The 17,451-nt window shown below is 60.7% G+C and carries 23 protein-coding genes; 8 read left to right on the forward strand and 15 right to left on the reverse strand.

The features are described from left to right. The first annotated feature begins 5 nt into the window (after nt 1–5). Nucleotides 6–1,097, forward strand: coding sequence for a molybdopterin-dependent oxidoreductase (locus tag HYG82_RS41365; protein ID WP_179264117.1), 1,092 nt, complete (start codon nt 6–8; stop codon nt 1,095–1,097). Nucleotides 1,098–1,222: 125 nt separating this feature from the next. Here HYG82_RS41365 and HYG82_RS41370 read toward each other — a convergent pair whose 3' ends face one another. Further along, a complete protein-coding gene (locus tag HYG82_RS41370; RefSeq protein WP_179264119.1) occupies nt 1,223–1,552 on the reverse strand; it encodes a hypothetical protein in 330 nt (109 codons plus the stop codon). A gap of 219 nt (nt 1,553–1,771) precedes the next feature. On the opposite strand from HYG82_RS41370, the gene HYG82_RS41375 reads away from it, so the two are divergent. Continuing rightward, the gene (locus HYG82_RS41375) at nt 1,772–2,320 is read left to right on the forward strand and encodes a GNAT family N-acetyltransferase (RefSeq protein ID WP_179264121.1); all 549 of its coding nucleotides are present in this window, start codon (nt 1,772–1,774) and stop codon (nt 2,318–2,320) included. Between the two features lie 198 nt (nt 2,321–2,518). Further along, nucleotides 2,519–4,321, forward strand: coding sequence for an alkaline phosphatase D family protein (locus HYG82_RS41380; RefSeq protein WP_179264123.1), 1,803 nt, complete (start codon nt 2,519–2,521; stop codon nt 4,319–4,321). Nucleotides 4,322–4,558: 237 nt separating this feature from the next. Here the strand turns inward: HYG82_RS41380 and HYG82_RS41385 are convergent, their stop codons facing one another. Continuing rightward, nucleotides 4,559–4,954, reverse strand: coding sequence for a winged helix-turn-helix domain-containing protein (locus HYG82_RS41385; protein ID WP_179264125.1), 396 nt, complete (start codon nt 4,952–4,954; stop codon nt 4,559–4,561). A gap of 244 nt (nt 4,955–5,198) precedes the next feature. Here HYG82_RS41385 and HYG82_RS41390 point away from each other — a divergent pair, with 244 nt between their 5' ends. Then, nucleotides 5,199–5,858, forward strand: a complete 660-nt coding sequence (locus HYG82_RS41390) for a helix-turn-helix domain-containing protein (RefSeq protein ID WP_179264127.1) — start codon at nt 5,199–5,201, stop codon at nt 5,856–5,858. An 80-nt stretch (nt 5,859–5,938) separates the two neighbouring features. On the opposite strand, the gene HYG82_RS41395 is transcribed toward HYG82_RS41390, so the two are convergent. Next, nucleotides 5,939–6,217: a hypothetical protein gene (locus tag HYG82_RS41395; protein WP_179264129.1), complete on the reverse strand. Its 279-nt coding sequence runs from the start codon at nt 6,215–6,217 to the stop codon at nt 5,939–5,941. 578 nt (nt 6,218–6,795) lie between these two features. On the opposite strand from HYG82_RS41395, the gene HYG82_RS41400 reads away from it, so the two are divergent. Then, complete coding sequence (locus HYG82_RS41400; RefSeq protein ID WP_179264131.1) at nt 6,796–6,948, forward strand: DUF7560 family zinc ribbon protein; 153 nt, start codon at nt 6,796–6,798, stop codon at nt 6,946–6,948. A 48-nt stretch (nt 6,949–6,996) separates the two neighbouring features. On the opposite strand, the gene HYG82_RS41405 is transcribed toward HYG82_RS41400, so the two are convergent. The 7 genes from HYG82_RS41405 to HYG82_RS41435 form a co-directional block, all read right to left on the reverse strand. Further along, nucleotides 6,997–7,449, reverse strand: a complete 453-nt coding sequence (locus HYG82_RS41405) for a pyridoxamine 5'-phosphate oxidase family protein (RefSeq protein WP_179264133.1) — start codon at nt 7,447–7,449, stop codon at nt 6,997–6,999. Between the two features lie 119 nt (nt 7,450–7,568). Then, entirely contained in the window at nt 7,569–7,952 is a 384-nt protein-coding gene (locus HYG82_RS41410) for a DUF8048 family protein (protein ID WP_179264135.1), read from the reverse strand. Continuing rightward, complete coding sequence (locus tag HYG82_RS41415) at nt 7,953–8,213, reverse strand: MoaD-like domain-containing protein (RefSeq protein WP_179264137.1); 261 nt, start codon at nt 8,211–8,213, stop codon at nt 7,953–7,955. A gap of 420 nt (nt 8,214–8,633) precedes the next feature. Further along, nucleotides 8,634–8,912 (reverse strand): ubiquitin-like small modifier protein 1, encoded by a 279-nt coding sequence (locus HYG82_RS41420; protein ID WP_179264139.1) that lies wholly within the window; start codon nt 8,910–8,912, stop codon nt 8,634–8,636. Nucleotides 8,913–9,108: 196 nt separating this feature from the next. Then, nucleotides 9,109–9,459 (reverse strand): hypothetical protein, encoded by a 351-nt coding sequence (locus HYG82_RS41425; protein WP_179264141.1) that lies wholly within the window; start codon nt 9,457–9,459, stop codon nt 9,109–9,111. A 93-nt stretch (nt 9,460–9,552) separates the two neighbouring features. After that, nucleotides 9,553–10,044, reverse strand: a complete 492-nt coding sequence (locus HYG82_RS41430) for a hypothetical protein (RefSeq protein ID WP_179264143.1) — start codon at nt 10,042–10,044, stop codon at nt 9,553–9,555. 180 nt (nt 10,045–10,224) lie between these two features. Then, nucleotides 10,225–10,611, reverse strand: a complete 387-nt coding sequence (locus HYG82_RS41435; RefSeq protein WP_179264145.1) for a DUF7971 family protein — start codon at nt 10,609–10,611, stop codon at nt 10,225–10,227. 255 nt (nt 10,612–10,866) lie between these two features. On the opposite strand from HYG82_RS41435, the gene HYG82_RS41440 reads away from it, so the two are divergent. After that, entirely contained in the window at nt 10,867–11,325 is a 459-nt protein-coding gene (locus HYG82_RS41440; RefSeq protein WP_179264147.1) for a chemotaxis protein CheW, read from the forward strand. 54 nt (nt 11,326–11,379) lie between these two features. On the opposite strand, the gene HYG82_RS41445 is transcribed toward HYG82_RS41440, so the two are convergent. From HYG82_RS41445 to HYG82_RS41460, 4 genes are all read right to left on the reverse strand, one after another. Next, a complete protein-coding gene (locus tag HYG82_RS41445; RefSeq protein ID WP_179264149.1) occupies nt 11,380–12,153 on the reverse strand; it encodes a DUF5803 family protein in 774 nt (257 codons plus the stop codon). Between the two features lies 1 nt (nt 12,154). Continuing rightward, on the reverse strand, nt 12,155–12,841 hold the full coding sequence (locus tag HYG82_RS41450) for a DUF2110 family protein (RefSeq protein ID WP_179264151.1): 687 nt from the start codon (nt 12,839–12,841) through the stop codon (nt 12,155–12,157). Then, complete coding sequence (tfe, locus tag HYG82_RS41455) at nt 12,841–13,365, reverse strand: transcription factor E (protein WP_179264153.1); 525 nt, start codon at nt 13,363–13,365, stop codon at nt 12,841–12,843. The genes HYG82_RS41450 and tfe overlap by 1 nt, the downstream gene beginning before the upstream one ends. A gap of 435 nt (nt 13,366–13,800) precedes the next feature. Continuing rightward, nucleotides 13,801–15,375, reverse strand: coding sequence for a class I adenylate-forming enzyme family protein (locus HYG82_RS41460; RefSeq protein WP_179264155.1), 1,575 nt, complete (start codon nt 15,373–15,375; stop codon nt 13,801–13,803). A gap of 171 nt (nt 15,376–15,546) precedes the next feature. Between HYG82_RS41460 and HYG82_RS41465 the strand changes: the two genes are divergently transcribed. Together HYG82_RS41465 and HYG82_RS41470 are read left to right on the forward strand one after the other, a co-directional pair. Beyond that, the gene (locus HYG82_RS41465; RefSeq protein WP_179264157.1) at nt 15,547–16,029 is read left to right on the forward strand and encodes a hypothetical protein; all 483 of its coding nucleotides are present in this window, start codon (nt 15,547–15,549) and stop codon (nt 16,027–16,029) included. A gap of 230 nt (nt 16,030–16,259) precedes the next feature. Further along, nucleotides 16,260–16,628: a hypothetical protein gene (locus HYG82_RS41470; protein WP_179264159.1), complete on the forward strand. Its 369-nt coding sequence runs from the start codon at nt 16,260–16,262 to the stop codon at nt 16,626–16,628. 267 nt (nt 16,629–16,895) lie between these two features. On the opposite strand, the gene HYG82_RS41475 is transcribed toward HYG82_RS41470, so the two are convergent. Then, a complete protein-coding gene (locus HYG82_RS41475) occupies nt 16,896–17,447 on the reverse strand; it encodes a tRNA (cytidine(56)-2'-O)-methyltransferase (RefSeq protein ID WP_179264161.1) in 552 nt (183 codons plus the stop codon). Between the last annotated feature and the right edge of the window lie 4 nt (nt 17,448–17,451).

Raw genomic sequence — 17,451 nt, forward strand, 5'->3', positions numbered from 1 at the left:
CGAATATGGTCCGGAGAGTGGTAGCTGGTCTGCAGAATGTCCTCGCTTTCGTGTGGTTGCCGCCGCGGCTCGTCGACTGGTCGATCTTCGCAATCGTCTGTTTCGAGGCCGCTTCGGGGCTTCTTTCCTTCACTGTCGGATCGGTTGTTTGGTGGCCGCTGTTCTGGGCTCACCGGATCGCCGGGCTGACGCTTATCGTCTTGCTCGTCTTCAAACTCGCTCGCGTTCGGTACCGTCTCGCGAACAGTAGGCAGTGGCAACCGTCCACCCTTCTGTCGGTAGTCACTCTGCTCTCGGTCTTCGGTGTACTGGCGACCGGCATCAGCTGGGTGTTCGGCATGGATGTTCGCCTCTCCAATTGGACTCTCCTGAGCGTTCACGTCGGATTCGGACTCGTACTCATTCCGCTCATGCTATGGCACCTCACGACCCGATTTCGCCTTCCGAGACGACGCGACTTCGACCGACGTCGGACACTCCTACAGTACACTGTATTACTCGTCGGCGGTGCAGTGGCATATCGTGGACAGGAGTTCGCAAATCAGTTCCTGAACGGGCCTGGCGGAGACCGGCGATTCACGGGATCGCAGCCGCGAGACGGAGCGGGCAACGAGAGTTTTCCGATCACCGCGTGGGTCGCCGATGACCCCGACCCTGTCGATCTCTCAGACTGGACACTCACCGTCCGCGGAGCGGTGGAGACGCCGCTGGAACTCGACTACCAAGATCTGTCCTCTAACACTGAACGACGAGCGGTATTAGACTGCACGAGCGGGTGGTACACGGTACAACAGTGGCGTGGTCTCCGCGTCGGGGACGTGATCGATGCGGCCGGTGTGGACGAGGAAGGCCGGTTCGTTCGTTTCGTCTCGGTCACCGGCTACCGCTGGAGTCTCCCGATCCACGAGGCGCGGAATGCACTCCTGGCGACCCATGTCGGCGGCGAGCGCCTCAGCCACGGCCACGGAGCCCCGCTGCGACTCGTCGCCCCTGGCCGACGGGGGTTTCAGTGGGTCAAGTGGGTCGAACGAGTGGATGTCCGACAACGCGGCGATACGGCGCAGTGGGTTGTAACCCTGGTCAGCGGATTCGAGTGACGTCGCCAGCGAGTCGGTAGTCATAGTAGTCGTTGAACGTCATTGCACACCCCGCTCGCGAGTTCGCGGCCAGCGAGCACTCGCTGGCCGCAGCAATGCGAGCGGTAGGTAAATCGTTTCAACGACTACGTCGGCGTCATCCACGCCGCCCCGCTGGAGAACTGCCACGTCTCACCGACCCACTCGTCGGGCTTCCCGACCTGCCACTTCCAGCGCTGTTCGCTCGTTTTGGCGTCGAATGCGAGGAGGTACGTCCAGGCCGCCTTATCCGAGGACTGGCTGATGAATACCGTCCCGTCGTTGACCATCGGCTCCTGCGTGATGAACAGGCCGACAATGACACCGAGGACGATTCCATGGGCGACGTGACTCACCCAGTCGAGGGAATCGATGGGTCGGCGGCCGTAGATAGCGTGGATCGCGGACGTCACGACGCCCGGGTCGATCAGTACCATGACGCCCCCGAACGCGATTGCACCGCCGAACGAGTCGCCGACGATCCATCCGGTCTTGCTACTCAGCCCGACGCGGCCGCTGTGTGTGATTCGCCAACTATCGCTGCACCGGTACCACGAACGGTTCCAAACGTGTTATCAGGTATTTTACAGCAGCCTCACGGCGGCGTCTCCGTCCGGATACCGCACATTGTTGTGGAGCGGGCGCCAAGCGTCTGCATGGAGTACGAACTGCTCGGCTGGCCCCCTGACGGACCGAAACTCCGCCTCGACCACGAGCGGTTCAGCTACGCCGGCAAGTTCGTGATGACGAACACCGGCAAAGCGGTGGCTCGAGCCGACGACGGGTCGATCGTCGCGGCGATCGCCTTCAATCCCGACCGCACGGACGACGCCACGTTGTGGCTGCGCTACGTGACTGTCGCCGGTGACCGTCGCGGCGAGGGGATCGGCCCCGCGCTCGTCCGCCTGGTCCGCGATCGGGCCGTAGAGCGCGGCTATGACCGGCTCCGGATCGCTGTCAACAACCCCTACGCCTACGAGGCGCTCTACCGGTCCGGCTTCGCCTACACCGGCGCGACGACGGGCATCGCCGAACTCGTGCTCGAGTTCCCGCGGCCGACCGAGGACGGGGGCTGGAACGAACGCGAGCGCTATCAGGCGGGACTCGATGAATTCCGCGGACGTGATCTCACCGCCGACGAGGATACGTTTCTCGAATCGCGACGTGACAGCGGGCCGCCCGAAGTCGAGTCGCGGGCGGGATGAGCCAGGGTCCGATCGTCACGCTCGTGATCGTCGTCGTCGCGGCGTGGGTCCGCTCGGTGCCGGCGGGTCCGTTCCGGGCGGAACGGTCACGGCGATTCGCTGCTCTGAGGGGGCGCTTCGCTCCGGGCCGAGGGTTGCGACGTCGCCGTTGCCCCCGACCCATAAACCTACAACCTCCCATTATCCAACAGAGTCCATATGGCGGACGACATCGATCTGGGTGGGCGAGACGAGCCGTTGCGGGGTGGAGACGATCACGCCGAACTGCTGTCCGAACTGGACTCGCACGACCTTGCGGTGGCGACCGATGTCGACCCAGAAATCGACACCAGCCGGTTCGAACACGACCGCGACGCGGATCCGAATGCAGTGTTTCCCCAGTCGGTGGCCAGCGGTGGGCCGACCTCGTCCGGGGTAATCCTCTGGACGCGACTCGAGCCGGCGGTCTTCGACCCGGATGAGCCCCTGGCCGTGCGCGTTGCGAACGACCCGGACTTCGACGACGTTGTCTACGAGGGGGTAGTCACCGATGCCGAGCAGATTCGGTCCCACGACTACACGGTCAAAGTCGACCTCGACGGGCATCTGGACTCGGACCGCGAGTATCACTACCGATTTTACTACCGGGAGACGGCATCACGGATCGGTCGGTGCCAGACGCTTCCCGGGTCGGATGCGTCCCCCGAAAGCCTGCGTCTTGCAGTGCTCGCGTGTCAGAACTACCTCAACGGGTACTATCCGGCGTATCACTATGTCGCCCGTGAGGACGTCGATTTTCTCGTCCACGTCGGCGACTTCATCTACGAGTCGGACGACGGCGACTTCAAGGGCCTCGGCTCGTACGACTACCCCGGGCGCGAAAAGGAACTCCCGAGCGGCAACGGTCGCGTGTGGGGTCTCGAGGACTACCGGTACCTGTACCGGACGTATCGAAGCGACCGATTCCTCACGGAAGCGCTGGAAGCGCACACCGTGATCGCCGGATGGGACGATCACGAGATGGTCAACGATCTGTACTGGGACAAACGGGCGGATGCGCCCGCGGGCGACCACCCGCGAGGCGACGACCCAGCGTTTATGACCGATCTCATTGCGGACGCGATGCACGCGTGGTGGGAGTACATGCCCGCTCGCGTCCACTACGATCCGCGCGGCGACAGTCTTCAGGACCGGTTCCAGCTCTGGCGAGAGTTCGAATTCGGCGATCTCGTGACGCTCGCGATGACCGACGAGCGACTGTTCCGTGATCCTCCTCGCGAAGCGATACCGACGCCCGACAACGTCGGCCCGCACCGCGAACCGCCCGGACGGACGATGCTCGGCGGAGCCCAACGCGAGTGGCTCATCGACACGATCACCGGCTCGGATGCGACGTGGACGGTATGGGCCGACGAGGTCCTGACCGTCCCCCTTCGCGTCGGGTCCGGCCCGCTCTCGCTCTACCCCGTCCAGGGCGGCTGGGACGGGTATACGAGAGAGCGGATGCAAATCAGCGAGTCGATCGCAGAGGCCGACGTCGACAACTTCGTGACCCTGACCGGCGACATGCACTGTTATATCGCCGCATATTCGAAATCGTCGTACCCGGGTCGGGTTACGGGCGGGGAGGGCGTCGCGCAAGGCGAACGGATCGGCGTCGAGTTCATGACGCCCGCAGTCACCTCACTCAACGTCGCGGAGGCCCTGCATCTGACTCGCGGCTGGCGGCGAACGCTTACGGAACCGCTGTTGTCGTGGCTGGTCCCGGCGATGAATCCGCACATCGAATTCTTCGACAGCCACCACTGGGGGTATTCGGTGGTCGAATTTACGCGAGATGCGTGTACGTACATCGGGTACGCAGTCGACAAAACGACGAACGCGCCGGACGCTGATCGGTCCGTCGTGGCGGCGTATCGCGTACCGGACGGCGAAGTCTCGCTCGAGGACGTGACCGACCGGTATCGGGCACTGGAGGGCGACTCGAGCGACCGAAGCGGAACGTCCCGTCGGTGGATTTGACGGTGGCGGCCTCGAACCAGTCGTCAATCGCATCCACAAGACGGGACCGATGCGAACGAAAACGCAAACGCCGTCCCCGTTTTCGTTTCCGTCCGCTGCAGGTGGTCGCTACCGACGTGGAGAAACGGACGGCAAAACGAGTTCCACGCATCTCCGGGGACCGCCTCGAGACGAGTCTGCTGCTACAGTCGAATCAAACGATTCGATGGGCTGCAAGTACCGGAGTCGATAGATGAATCAATCGCTCGCGATGGCGGCGGACGATGCCGATTTGGATTTGGACTTCGGCTTCGTCATTTCGATTTCTATCTCTCCGCCGGTGACGGAGACGAGCACGTCGTCGAAGCTCTTGTGGTACTCGGTGGCGTGCTTGCCGGAGGTGTTGATTCGGACCTGTTCTTCCACCAGGTCGGCTTCGGTCAACAGTTCCACCTTCCGGTACGCCGTCGACATTGGGATGTCACATCGCTCGGAAAGTTCCGTCGCCGTGAGCGACTCCTCGTTCGTTGCCTCGAGAATGGATCGACAGGCAGCATCGTCGAGTGCCGTAAGCACTGCCTGGGGATCGACCTGTTCCGTGTGCTGCCATCCTCGCGTCCGGGTCTCGCGTGCGTCGGGGTTCGGGGGAGCCATCTGTTACGCTTTCTAGTTCCGACCGGAGCCCCTCCAATTGAGACCCACTAAATACAGGGGGCTTTATATGGGGAGTGGTCGTGCCACCGACGGCGCCGTTCTCGAATGCGATCGCCAGGTGAGCAACTGGGAGGACTATCTCAAAAGACGATGCCCGACGAGGGACAAATTCGAGCGGTCACGGCCGATCGTTCCTCACACAGGTGCGCAGGGTTTAGGGAGTCGGCCCACCCAACTGATTGCAATGGCTTCGGGAATCCGAGCGGAGGTGAAGATCGAGGATCCGCCAGACTGTGTCGTCGCTCAGGCCTCGGCCGAGACAGACGGGCGGATTCACTCCGTCTCCAAGAGTAACAACCCGTCAGCGCCCGAGCGCGTAACCGAGGAGTTCATGCTCGAAGCAGAACGCCATCCCGACGAGTTCGACACCGATGCTGATCTGTCACGGATTTTCTCGTATAGTTCGAGTTCGGTCTATCGGTTCGAGCGCAAACTCGGCCGTGGATGTCCCTGTGAATCCGTCGAGAAGCACGATTGTCCTGTCGTCGACGTCCGCACCCAGGGTTCGATGTTGTATCTGACATTTCATGCGCCGGACATGCATGGGCTACAGGCAGTCATCGGCGAATTACGGGACCGATATGCGAGCCTCGACGTCCAGCGGTTGCTCCAGTCCCAGCAAGACCACGACGAACGAAACCTCGTTTTCGTCGACCGTAGTACGCTGACCGACCGTCAGTTCGAGGTCCTCGAGACTGCCCATCGGATGGGGTACTTCGAACACCCAAAGCGAGCAAACGCCGGCGAAGTTGCCGAGGAGCTCGGAATCACCAGCACGACCCTGACCGAGCACCTCGCAGCAGCACAGTCGAAGCTGTTGGACGCTATTCTCGATTACGAATAACCGAGCGAACTCGACGATTCGATAGCGGAGTCACGCACGTGTTTCGAACGGTTCGTCGACTGACCTTCGTCCGTCAGTCGTCACTGCATTCCGGACGGAAGGGTGACACGCAACTCGTTGTCGACCTCGTAAAAATACCCCCGCTCGATCAAGCGTGTAATCGCATGATCGGCGTCCTCCGGCTCGAGCGCCAGTTCGTCCGCCGAACGGAGGATTTCGATCGCGCGTTCACGTTCGATAGAGGGAACGGTGTACTCTCTCTTCTCGGAATCCGTATCCGTTGTGTAATCCGAAAGGATGGCGTAGGCGTCCGTGATCCACTCGGGGAGCGGGGGTCGTGGATCGCCGGTCGAGGGCATCTATCAGCTCACCCGTATGTGAACTGTTCATCGGCATGCCGCTTAACTGTATCCCACGTGAAAAAAGGAACTATCGGTCGGCCGAAACAGTATCGACACGGGAAGCGAGCTAGAGGCCGTCTCTCTCTCTCTCCCTACCCGTGCAAGTTACCGAGATCTCGACTCGTCTCGAACAGTAACGGACGGAGACGGAAGACAGTCCAATCCGTACGGCTGGTGGATCGACCGGCGATTCGCCGACGACCTCTGACGCGCAGTGTTTCGACGTGCAAACACGAGGGAACGGCTGTCACTGTGGCCTCTGTCGAAGACGTGTCCGAATCGAATTCGGCCGAAGCCGGACGACCGTTCGACGGACGTGTCGATCCGATGCGCGCCGGAAAACCGTCGGAACGCCGAGTGCCCCATCGTGAAAGACTCACAGGTTTACGCCGTGGAAGCGCCACACGAGTCGGTTCGAAACTCGAGACTCATGAACGTATCGGGACCTACAGGCAAACGGTATCGAACCGCAACGATATATATATTGGACCCACAGCAATACGTACACAACCGAGGTTTCACATCACCGCTCCGCTATGAGTCGATATCAGTTTACGTGCCCCGAGTGCGGGCAGGAGATCGAAGTCAACGAATCGATGCGGGAAGCCACGCTTACACACGGCTGTCCTGTCTGTGCGACGTCGGTGACGCCATCGGACTTCGGTGCGGAGCAACAGAGTGAAAACTGACGTTCGCTCGTGTACGCTTCGATTCTCGTTTCCCAGCGAAACGGCGTATTATGCCTCGCGATCGACGTCGGTTCGTCGCCCGTTGAGTGTCGTCGGCTCGAGGCGATAGAGTTCGATATTCAGCGATTTCTTTCCCTCGGCCCAGATTTCGAATAACGGCCGTTTCGCATCCCCGTACTGGGCGATTTCCCCCGGTGTGAGGTCGGGCGGATCGATGTTCTCTAGTTTTCCCGTGGCGATGATGCTCCGGTACGTCGACCCAGACTCGTCGTAGACGACGAGTCGAGCCTGGGGAGAGGATTCTAGAAACTGACGCTTTTCGCTTTCGGGCGTCGACACCAGGCGCATATAGAACTCACGCTCATCGTGGTCGTAACCGTACGAAATAGGGATTGCATAGGGTTCGTTGGTACGTGCAAGCGATAGCACCCCCGTCTCGCGACGACTGAGAAAGTCGTCGATCTCACCGTCGGTCATCTCGGTCTCCTGATCGATGGCCATCGTCTCAGTGCTTTGCCAATGGGGGAACACTATCTTTATGGTTGCCATCGAATCCGAGGCGTATCGTCGACGGGATATCGGACGAGCGCCACTGCTGCATACCGTCGATTCATCCGGCTTCACTCATCCGGTTCGGATGCCGTCCCGACGCGTCCGATAACCACTGGGTCGCGAATCTCGAGTGCCGTTTCGAACTCGGATTCGCGATCCGTCCGCCGACCGATCGATAACAACTGTTCTTCGTGGGTGCGACGGACGGCTGCCAGTTCGCGATCGGTCACGTCGAGTGCGTTTCCGATCTCGTTCCAGTGGCCGCGGTCGACGAGAAAAATCTCGAGGGTTTCGTCCGAGAATAGGCGTTCGTAGTCCCGTCGGTACCGGTCGAGTTCCGGCTCCAGCAGCGTCTGTACGCGGTCGATCAGAGAGGGAAGCGCGGATCCCGGCACGCTGGCTTTCGCGGCCGTTAGCAAGAGTACCTGCCCGGCGATCGGTTCGCCCGACATTCATCCACCCGCGCGCATCGCCTTCTGTGCGAACCGTTCGACGAGCGACTCGAGGGTGTCTTCTTCGCCCTCGAAGATGACTGTCACTTCGGTCAGCGACAAGGACGGCCCGATTTCGACCGTTTCCGAGGAGAGCGTCGCCGTCCAGTCGTCGCCCTCGACGGTGTGCTCGTCGATCCGTCGTCCGCCAAGGTTCGTCAAATAGCGGACCGCGAGCCGTTCGGAGATACCGCGAAAGGAGCGCTCCAGACGCGTTGCCATACACTTCGTTCGACGGCTGGACGGATATACTGTCGGGCAGCGGTCGGTGTCAGACGTCTTCGAAACGGGCGCTACAACGCGCGTACGAATCGCCCACGGCTGCTGGAGTTCAAAATTAATTCGTTCTCGCCTTTGCGGTGCGATCACACACCATAACGGAGGAGTGCCACGGCGATAATTCCTGCAGCGAGTCCGTACAACGGGCCGGTTGTGATAGCCAGGGCACTCGCGAGCAACACGAATACGATGCCGATGAACAGGCATATTTGCTGACTCGTCGTCCGAGTTTCATCGCGGTCGACGACCCTGTCGAACCCGAGATGAACTACCAATTCAGCAATTTCCTCGATCAGACATTACTGCCTATACTCCGCGGGAAAAAGGCTGTCATGGCGGCGAACTTCGATTTTCGGTTACACGTTATCCGCCGGCGACCGGCGGGAACACCGAGACCACGTCACCGTCTCTCAGCGTCGTTTCGACGCCAGCCATATGAACCACGTTGCGCCCGTTTTTCAACACGCTCAACTGGGGCCGAATCGTCCCGCTCTCGAGCAATCGCCCTTCGAGGTCGTCGTACTCGGCTTCGAGTGCGGCGAGGACCTCGCCGACGGTCGCGTCGTCGTCGACCGTGCGCGTTCGTTCCTTTTCCCCAACGGCTTCCCGGAAGGTAGCGAAGAACCGGAGATCGATTTCCATACTCGAGAGACGTGCGCGGATGCCATAAGTCCGGGCGCAAACCCATCGGTGCTGGCGAGGGGGTACTCCTGCTTCGACCGCGATCCGACGAACGAACGTCGCGATACCTGTGTCCTCCGTCGATTCCGGCCTTGCGGATGCGTGAGTGATGATTCGGGGCTTCTCCCGACGGTCGACTGACGGTCGCCGTCCGTGTTCAGGCCGCCGTCGTTTCCGGTGAGGACGTATAGGAGACGGAGTCGAGTTCGGCCCGCTCGAGCGCGTCGTCGATCCGACGTGTGCCACGGTCCGCTGCGACGTCCGCCTCGTCGGCCTCCACGGTCACTGTCACCGAAAACGTGAGCGTGATCGTATACGGATCGAACGGTGCGGTCGGGTGTTCGTACACCTCTGCGTCGCGAACGGCCCACTCGGTTATCTTCCCATCGGTTGCGAGGGCTCCGAGAGCGTCGTCGAGTTCCGCCGTCGCGTCGTCACGAGCGGTCGTATCGGATCCTCCATGAAGAGTAATGAGCGTCGTCCCGTCGCGGGACACAGCGAACTCCATACGACCGTTAGCCAGGCCGAGAATTTGAAGGCTTGGGACGAGGGGGTCGGTGTGAGCAGGGCGTGTGTGCTCTCCAGGCCCGTTCGCAGGCTGCTATTCGATCCGAAAGGAGACGTCGTGGTCCGACAGTAGCGATCGCATTCGTTCGACGCCGCTGTGAACGTCCCAGCCCTCGCGGGTGTAGTGCTTGTACGGATGTCGAAGCCAGGAGTACTCTCGGTGAGCAAATACGTCGACGGCACCGGTACTTCCGCCGGTCCGAAATAGCGCGACATGTAGCTGCCACGTCGCCAACGACGATTCGCGTCGAACCCAGCTTCCAGCCGAGAGCCTGCCGTCGTCGTGGACTTTCAGGGAGGCGATCGGTTCTGGATCGAAATCCATCCCGTCGAGCGTGGACCGAACTCCACTGAGGGGCCGCCTGACGGTTCCGACGTACTCGTCCGGATGCTGTCTACAGATAGCGTAGCCACCGAGTGGCTCTTTGATCCGATGAAGCGCGGGGAGAATCCGACGACGAACGCGCGTCGTCAGATCGATCCCACCAGCAATGTCCGAAGCAGTTTCGTCGGTTGTCGTCGCCACGGGTGCTTCTCTCGAGTGTGACTACAAAATCGTTACTGTTCAAGAGTTTGTGTATTTGTCCCGACTTATTTCCGAGAGGGGCGAAAACGGACCGGTAGGCCCCCGTGTGGACGTTTGTCTACGTATTACACAGTTGGTATAAGCTGGTGTAATCACCAGCCGTCGAGCGGGAAGCGACCGTCACAGGTCGCGCAGTCGAATACCGTCTTCTACCAACCTCGCGTTTCGTTCGCGATCGAGTTGATCGCCGAGGTCGTCATGGTCGTGAAGCTGGGCGATTACGTCCGCGTAGAGAGTTCGCCACGCAATCGCGTAGATGGGGGACTGCCCCCAGGCTCGCAACTCGGGGACCATGTCGTCGTACGTCTCGTAGCGCTCCTCGAATCGATCGATTACCTCGAGAACGCGGCTGACGGCTTCTCGCTCGTCGTCGGCTTCCTCGAGTATCCCGTTCAGTTGCCGTTCCCATCCTGCGACTGCCTCTTGCATGTCCGCCGCTGCGTTCTCGTCGTCGGCCGGTAGTCGCTCCAGGATCGGTTTCGGAACGCCGAGTGTAATCTCCTCCATGCACGCGTGTATGCGATCCGCTGACAAGAAGATGGGCCCCTGGTCTGCCGGCGCCGAGGCGAAGCCCGCGGTGAGTAGACGGATTCCGATCTGCGGACGACGTATCGCTCGATCGACGCAGATCTCACGGCACCGATGAGGGACCGATTCCAAACGAACCGTGCGGTTCTCCGCCATCGACAGGACGTAGTACTGAACGGTCGGGAGGGTCCGATCCGGAACGTTTACTTTCCGCGTCGACAGTCATCGCATCGAATGGGATCGGCTTCCAACGACAGGATCGGTACTGACGACGAGGTTGACACGGTACTTACATTTAGCCTCGATAGCTCTCGATACTGCATCAGCGCCGGATCTGTAGTCTCCGTTCTCGGCATCGCAGACGACTCGACGCTCGCGGATGCCGACGATCCGTGGAACGCGGGGACGATAACCGTTACCGACGAGAGAATCAGCGTCGTCGATCTCCCGCGCGTCTTTGGATCGACCTTCCGAACGTCTGTCCGGGTCGATAACCCGGAACTACTCGTTCTCGATGTCACGGACGACGATGGCTACTACTACGGCTGGCTTGTGGACGACGTCGACGGCCCTCGAACCGTTCGGCCTGAGTCGCTCGAGCCATCGCATATGAACACGACCCACGTCAAGGGTAGAGTCCAGATCGATGGCACGAAGACAGTTTGGCTCAACGAGCAAGCGATTCATCGCTGATGGATGAACGATGACCGGTCGAACTCGATCGAAGACCGTTCGACGGTGATTGCCTTACCGGAGCCCCGGGGGTGGTCCGCTGTCTGAATCGTCGTTGACGTCGACACCGTACTTCTCGCGTTGTTCCTGTAACTGTTTGACCTGACGGTAATAGTAGCCAATCCCGATACCGCCGAACAGAACAGCCACTCCAATGAGACCGAGGAACAGCGGGATATCTCGGACCAGATAGTATCGAAGCGAGATCGTCCTGTCTGCTTCGATTTCGTCCCAGGTGAGTCGCTCCTGCCCTCCGACGATTTCGCGCTCGTATCCGCCCGGAGTGACGTCTCCGAACAGGAAATTCGTCGTTCGATGTTTGTCCGGAATCGTCACCTGGTAGGACCCACTAACGTAGGTCGGTAATCTGATCGTCTTGCGGCCAGCCTCGCCGGAGAACGCGAGCGTGCCGTTTTCGTCCGGAACCTCGACGGTCGTTGCTGATCGTCCCTGTTCGATATCGAGTTCGGAGCCAGTCAGCTCGGTGCCGTTTGGATACCAGTAGCGGACGCTGTGTATCTGTAAGGGCTCTTCGCGATAGATCGTCGATCTGTAAAGAGACAGTTCGTTCGTGGCGCTGAGGTTATAGACTGCTCGGAACTCGCCGCTTCGTATCAGGTTCCCGTCTTCGATGTCGATCCTGACGTCTGCGTCGCTTCCACGGAGGTCGCTGTAATTTTGCTCTCGATCGAGCTGTTCATCCGAAACGCCGTTGAAAATCGCTGCACAACCCGCTCCCATCGTAAGCAAGGCAACCGCGATCACTGCATATACGAGTCGCCGATTCATGCTATGGCACGACACAACGAAGTTCCGCCGGGAGGTACTCGCCGATGCTCGCCAGCAATCCCGGTGGATCGGTGTTCTCGGTGCAGAGTACGCTTTGTTCGAGTAATCCGAGCCGTTCGACGGTGACGTAATCCTGTGCGTGACCCGCCCGGTTGAGCGTCGCTCGCACTTCCGCTCGAGTCGCGCTATTGACGTTGAGACGGCCGGTGCCTCGAGTCCACTCGTAGAGGCGATCACATTCGGCGTCGGCGAGCCGGTGTGGTTCGCCGTCCGCGTCATCCTCGCTGCCGTATACGAACTGCATCGGCATGTGCTGGACGAGCCCGTATCTGTCGCGGATCTGCGCCGGTGATCCGGGCCCGAGTCCGAGTTCGTCGGTCTGTATCCGAACCGCCTGTCCGGCGTCGAGGACGATTCCCGCTTCGTCCCAGGATTCCAGCGTCCCGACGTAGGTTTCCCCCACCTCGAGATCGGGGACGATCTCGCCGAATTCCTCTCGGAGGACGTTACGGGCGACGATAGCGTCTTCACCCTCGATGGTCACCGACGGGAAGTCGTCGTGGCGAACGCCAAGTTCGAACGCCACGTCGAGGTCCCCGATCTCGTTGTCGACCAGCGAACGAAGCGAGTCCAGCGCTCGTTCGCGGGCGCCCCCCTCGACGTATATCTTGGTTGCGAGTACGACCATCAGGCGTCCGCGTCGATGTTGAGTTCGTCCTCGAGTGCGTCGAGGCGGTCGTCCATCGCGGTGACCAGTCGATTATTGTCCATCGATTCGAGCGGCGAGCCACACTCCGGACACTCGAAGCCGAAGTCCATTGCCTCGCCGAACTCGAATCGGATAGAGCAGATCTCACAGAGGTAGAACTCGTGGTTTCGCTCGTACTCGCGTCGGTCCTCGAGGGCCTCGTGGAGCCGATACATCTCCTCTTCGAGATTCTCAGGAATGTTGTCGTACTCGAACGTCCAGAGGTAAGTCAGCCACCCGGAGTCTTCGTCGCGCAACCGGCGATAGCTGGCGAGATCGTTCTCGTACAGAATAAACAGCGCTCGGCGCACGTCGTTTAACTCGAGATCGAGTTCCTCCGCGAGTTCCTCGTCGGTCACCTCTCCGTCAGGGGGTGCCGCCGCGACGGGCATCCCCTTTGGACCGACCAGCTCGTGCAAATATTTCTGGATCACCGGGTCCTCGAGCAGGTCCTCAAAAGCCATTACCAACGTATAACGGCATGAAGCCATTAAGTCTTATCAACTACTCGCCGACAGTGGCTCGCGGTGCGGGCGTGAATTCGGCCGTCGTCTCGAATGGCGACGGTGAGGACTCGATTTGGGCTATCGACTGACGGTTCGACAGCCGATCCCGAACCCGAAATCTGTCGGACGGATACGGCGAACCGACTCTGTCCGATTTCCGGGACGGACGAAAGAATCCGGAGCGACCATTCAACGGGCCGCTCGGTCGGTCACTGCGCCGAATCGGGCATGTGACCCACCCTCGGTTCGGCCATCGTTCGCACGCAGAGGTCCCATATCTGGTACGAACGCGTCGAGAGCGGTGCCGGCCCCGTGACGATCGTGAGCTACCGATCCGAAGCGCGTTCACGGCGAAAACAGCGCGAACGCACACGACTTCGGTCGTAGAAGAAGTCAGCCCGCGTCTTCGAGTTTGTACTTCTGTACCTTTCCGGACGTCGTCCGTGGGAGCTCGTCGATGAATTCGATCTCGCGTGGGTGTTTGTAGCCAGCGACTTCATCGAGACAGAATTCTTTGATATCTTCGGCCGTAACGTCCGCGCCGGGCTCGATATCGGATGCAGGGACGACGAAGGCCTTTGGTACCTCGTTTCGGCGCTCGTCGGGAACCCCGACGACGGCGGCGTCCGCGACGGCGTCGTGATCGAGCAGGAGGTTCTCGAGTTCGCTGGGGTAGACGTTGTAGCCGGCGGTGACGATGACGTGCTTCTTTCGGTCGACGATCTCGTAGTAATTATTTCCGTTGCGTCGGGCGATGTCGCCAGTTCGGAAGTAGCCGGTTTCGGTGAAGGCGGCGTCGGTCGCTTCGGGCAGCTCGTGGTAGCCTTTCATCACCTGTGGCCCACGAACGAGGAGTTCTCCTTCGTCGCCCGATGGGACTTCCTCACCCGAATCGTCGACGATTTTGCAGTCGGTCATCCGGAGCGGCTGGCCGATCGTGCCGTGTTCCAGGCCGAACGTCGACCCCATCTGGGTGTGGGTTGCACCGTGGGTTTCGGTTAGCCCGTACCCCTCCGAGATGTCGACGCCAGCGGTTTCTTCGAACCGTTCCTGAACCGCGGTCGAAAGCTTCGCGCCGCCTTCGGAGGCAGACTCGAGGCTGCTGAGGTCGTATTCGCCGAAGTCGTCGGCGTCGACCATGTCCGCGTACATCGTCGTTACGCCGACGAAGTGGGTGATCTCTTCGTCCTCGATGAGTTGCATACACTCCGCGGCGTCCCACTCGAGCGCGCTGCGAAAGTAGAGCCGCCCGCCACCGACGAGCGGCTGGAGGGCGGTGTGGGTAAAGCCGGTGATGTGATACAGCGGGAGCCAGGTGAGGCTGCGAACGTCGTCGGGTTCGACGTCGACGTTAGATGCGGTCAGGGGCCACAGCAACTGCGCTCGCGTGTTGTCGTGGGTAAGCTGGACGCCTTTCGGATCGCCGGTCGTTCCGGAGGTGTACGGCAGCAGGGCCACGTCGTTGCCGTCGCGCTCGACCAGCGTCGATTCGCCGCGAAGTTCCTCGAACGCCTGATCGTCCGGGTCGCGATCCCAATCCTCACTCCGTATGGTGATCACGTCGGGTTCCATTCCGGCGTCTTCGGTCGCCTGATCGACGATCGGACGAAGCGCCGGATGGGTGACGATCGCGCTCGCGTCCGTATCCTCGAGCTGATACGCCACTTCGCGACGCTTGTACTGTGGATTGACTGGAGAGATCACGACCCCTGCTTTGAACGCGCCGATCGAAGCGATCAGGTACTGCGGACAGTTCGGCAGAAAAAGGAGCATCCGATCGCCCGGCTCGAGGCCGAGATCGTGCAGGCCGCCGGCGAACGCAGCGGTCCAGTCGCGTACCTCCTCGTGCGTCCACCGCCGGCCGTGGTGTTCCATCGCTTGCGCGCCACCGTGGTGGGCTGCCGTCTGATCGAAGAGCTTCGCGACGTTTCCGTCTCGCGCAGAGAGTTCGACCGCTTCCAGATTCATGAACTGTGGTACCGAAGGTCATGATATAAAAGTATCTCTTCTTACATTCGGCGGACGAAAGCAGGTGATCAGGCTCGAGCACGTCGACACGATCACCATGGTTCGTACCGATGCATCTCCTTGTAAAAATACGGACACTGTCTCTGGTAACGAATTCGCGAACGGATCGAGGTGAGTGACGTCGCTGCCGTGGTCGTTCTCGCCGGTATTCTCTCCCGGATCGGACTCGAGCGCACCGAAACTGCGACGAACTTGCTGCTGTTCGTTTTCGTCCAGTCCGCCGTCGATGTCGTCTCCGGTCCAACCGGTATCGATGTCACCATCGATCCGGGAATCGCCGAAGTCGCCTTCTGTTCGATCGTCGTTACCAGGGGCATCGTTCAGGTGCGGGACGGCGGCTGGGGAGGCGGTTGGGTGCCCGCCTCGATCGGCTGCTGGCTCTGTCGTGACGGCGTCGACGAATGGCGAACGGAGAGTGGCGGTGGACCACCGTCGACGAAGTGGAGTCGACGGGAGCGGAGGTCCAACTCACCGGGTGAGTACTCGAAATTTTCCGCGAGGCCGACCGTCCGCTTACCGCTGGGGAGAGCTGTGACCGACCCGTACTCATCAGCGTTATTGAAAGTCACACTGAGAAACGTGACGTTTGAGTAGCGAGTGATGATGGATGGCCCTTCGAAATCACCGTTCCTCGGGTTCGTTGCACGTACGATAGCGTTGGCTCGCCGTGCGGGTGTTCAGTTCTCATTACGCTAATCACGGAAGCCGTTCACGCTCCGCCAGGGATGCTGTCTCCGGAACTGGCGAGTATTCTCCAACTTCTAGCTCTCAGTTCGATTTGAACGACAGTTACACTTTTAACTGATCTCCGGACATCATCTCCTATGGGAGAAATATACCGAGAACTGGGGTTCGATGCACTCCTTGCTATCGCAAGCGGACTCACACTCGCGGCATACATGTTGGGAGTCATCTTAGACCCGCTACCTGCAGCAACTGTCGGTTTCTTTCTCGTTGTGGTGGGAGTGATGACGCTGGTCCCGCGCCAGGCACGTGCAACGGCAGTAGCACTCGGATCTGTAGCTGTTGGATTCGCAGGGATCGTCATTCCACGCGCGGTCACCTCACTCGTCACAGCTCCTGTCGCCAATGACCTCGTGGTCACGCTCATCGGGAGTGGCCTGGTATTGCTTCTCGCTTTCGCGCTTCTGCGGCTGACAGCATTTCACCCTCAGAACGAAAACCCAGCGTAAGCTGCGATTGAGGGTTTCAACAAGGCCGACTCCTCGAATCGGATTTTGTCCGTCTCCACGAGATTCTCCGGCCGTCTGGTTCGATAGAACGGGGTGGAAACGGATACGTATTCGACGAAGACGAACGAGAGACGGCAGCGATCGATCGGATGATCTGTCGTCGGTTGATTCGTCCGGGCCGCCTCTTTCGACCGCTGCCCTGATCCGTCCGCTCCGGCTCTTTCAGCCGACTGGCTGAGCCGACCGCCCACGAGTACTCCGTGGGCGCTATTCTTCGTCGTCTACCGACTCGACGCGCTTGCCCGTTTCCATCGGGGTCACGCGCCGATCAGCGTCAACCCATTCTTGCTCGAGTTCCCGACCCTCGAATAGCCGGTCGAGGAAAACGGCGAGACCGGCCACTTCTGAGTGGGGCTGGTTGGTGACGCCGACGTTCCAGTCGGCTTCTTCGTAGACGTCGAACGACACTTTTTCCGAGCCGACGACGAGCAAGAGTGCGTCGCCCGCGGATTCGTGGGCCGCCCGGATGTCCGCTTCGACGTCCTGGACGCGCTCGCCGTACATCGTGAGGTGGACGACTCGGCCCTCCCAATCGCGGATGTCGCCGAGCGGGGAGTCGGTGAGCTCGGCCGCGAAGGGGCCGCCGAACCGGTCGGTGATGTCCGCGACCGTCTCGAGCGACTGGCCGGCGTTGTCGGGAAAGAGAACGCGGTCGGCACCCAGCGCTCGAGCGGTCAACCCGACGTGGGTCGTCATCCGATCGTCCCGACCGGGGCGGTGGCCGAGTCGGAGAACGGCGACCTCGCTATCCTCGTGCATGCCC

Origin of the sequence: Natrinema halophilum, from assembly GCF_013402815.2 — an archaeon.
Classification (GTDB): domain Archaea; phylum Halobacteriota; class Halobacteria; order Halobacteriales; family Natrialbaceae; genus Natrinema; species Natrinema halophilum.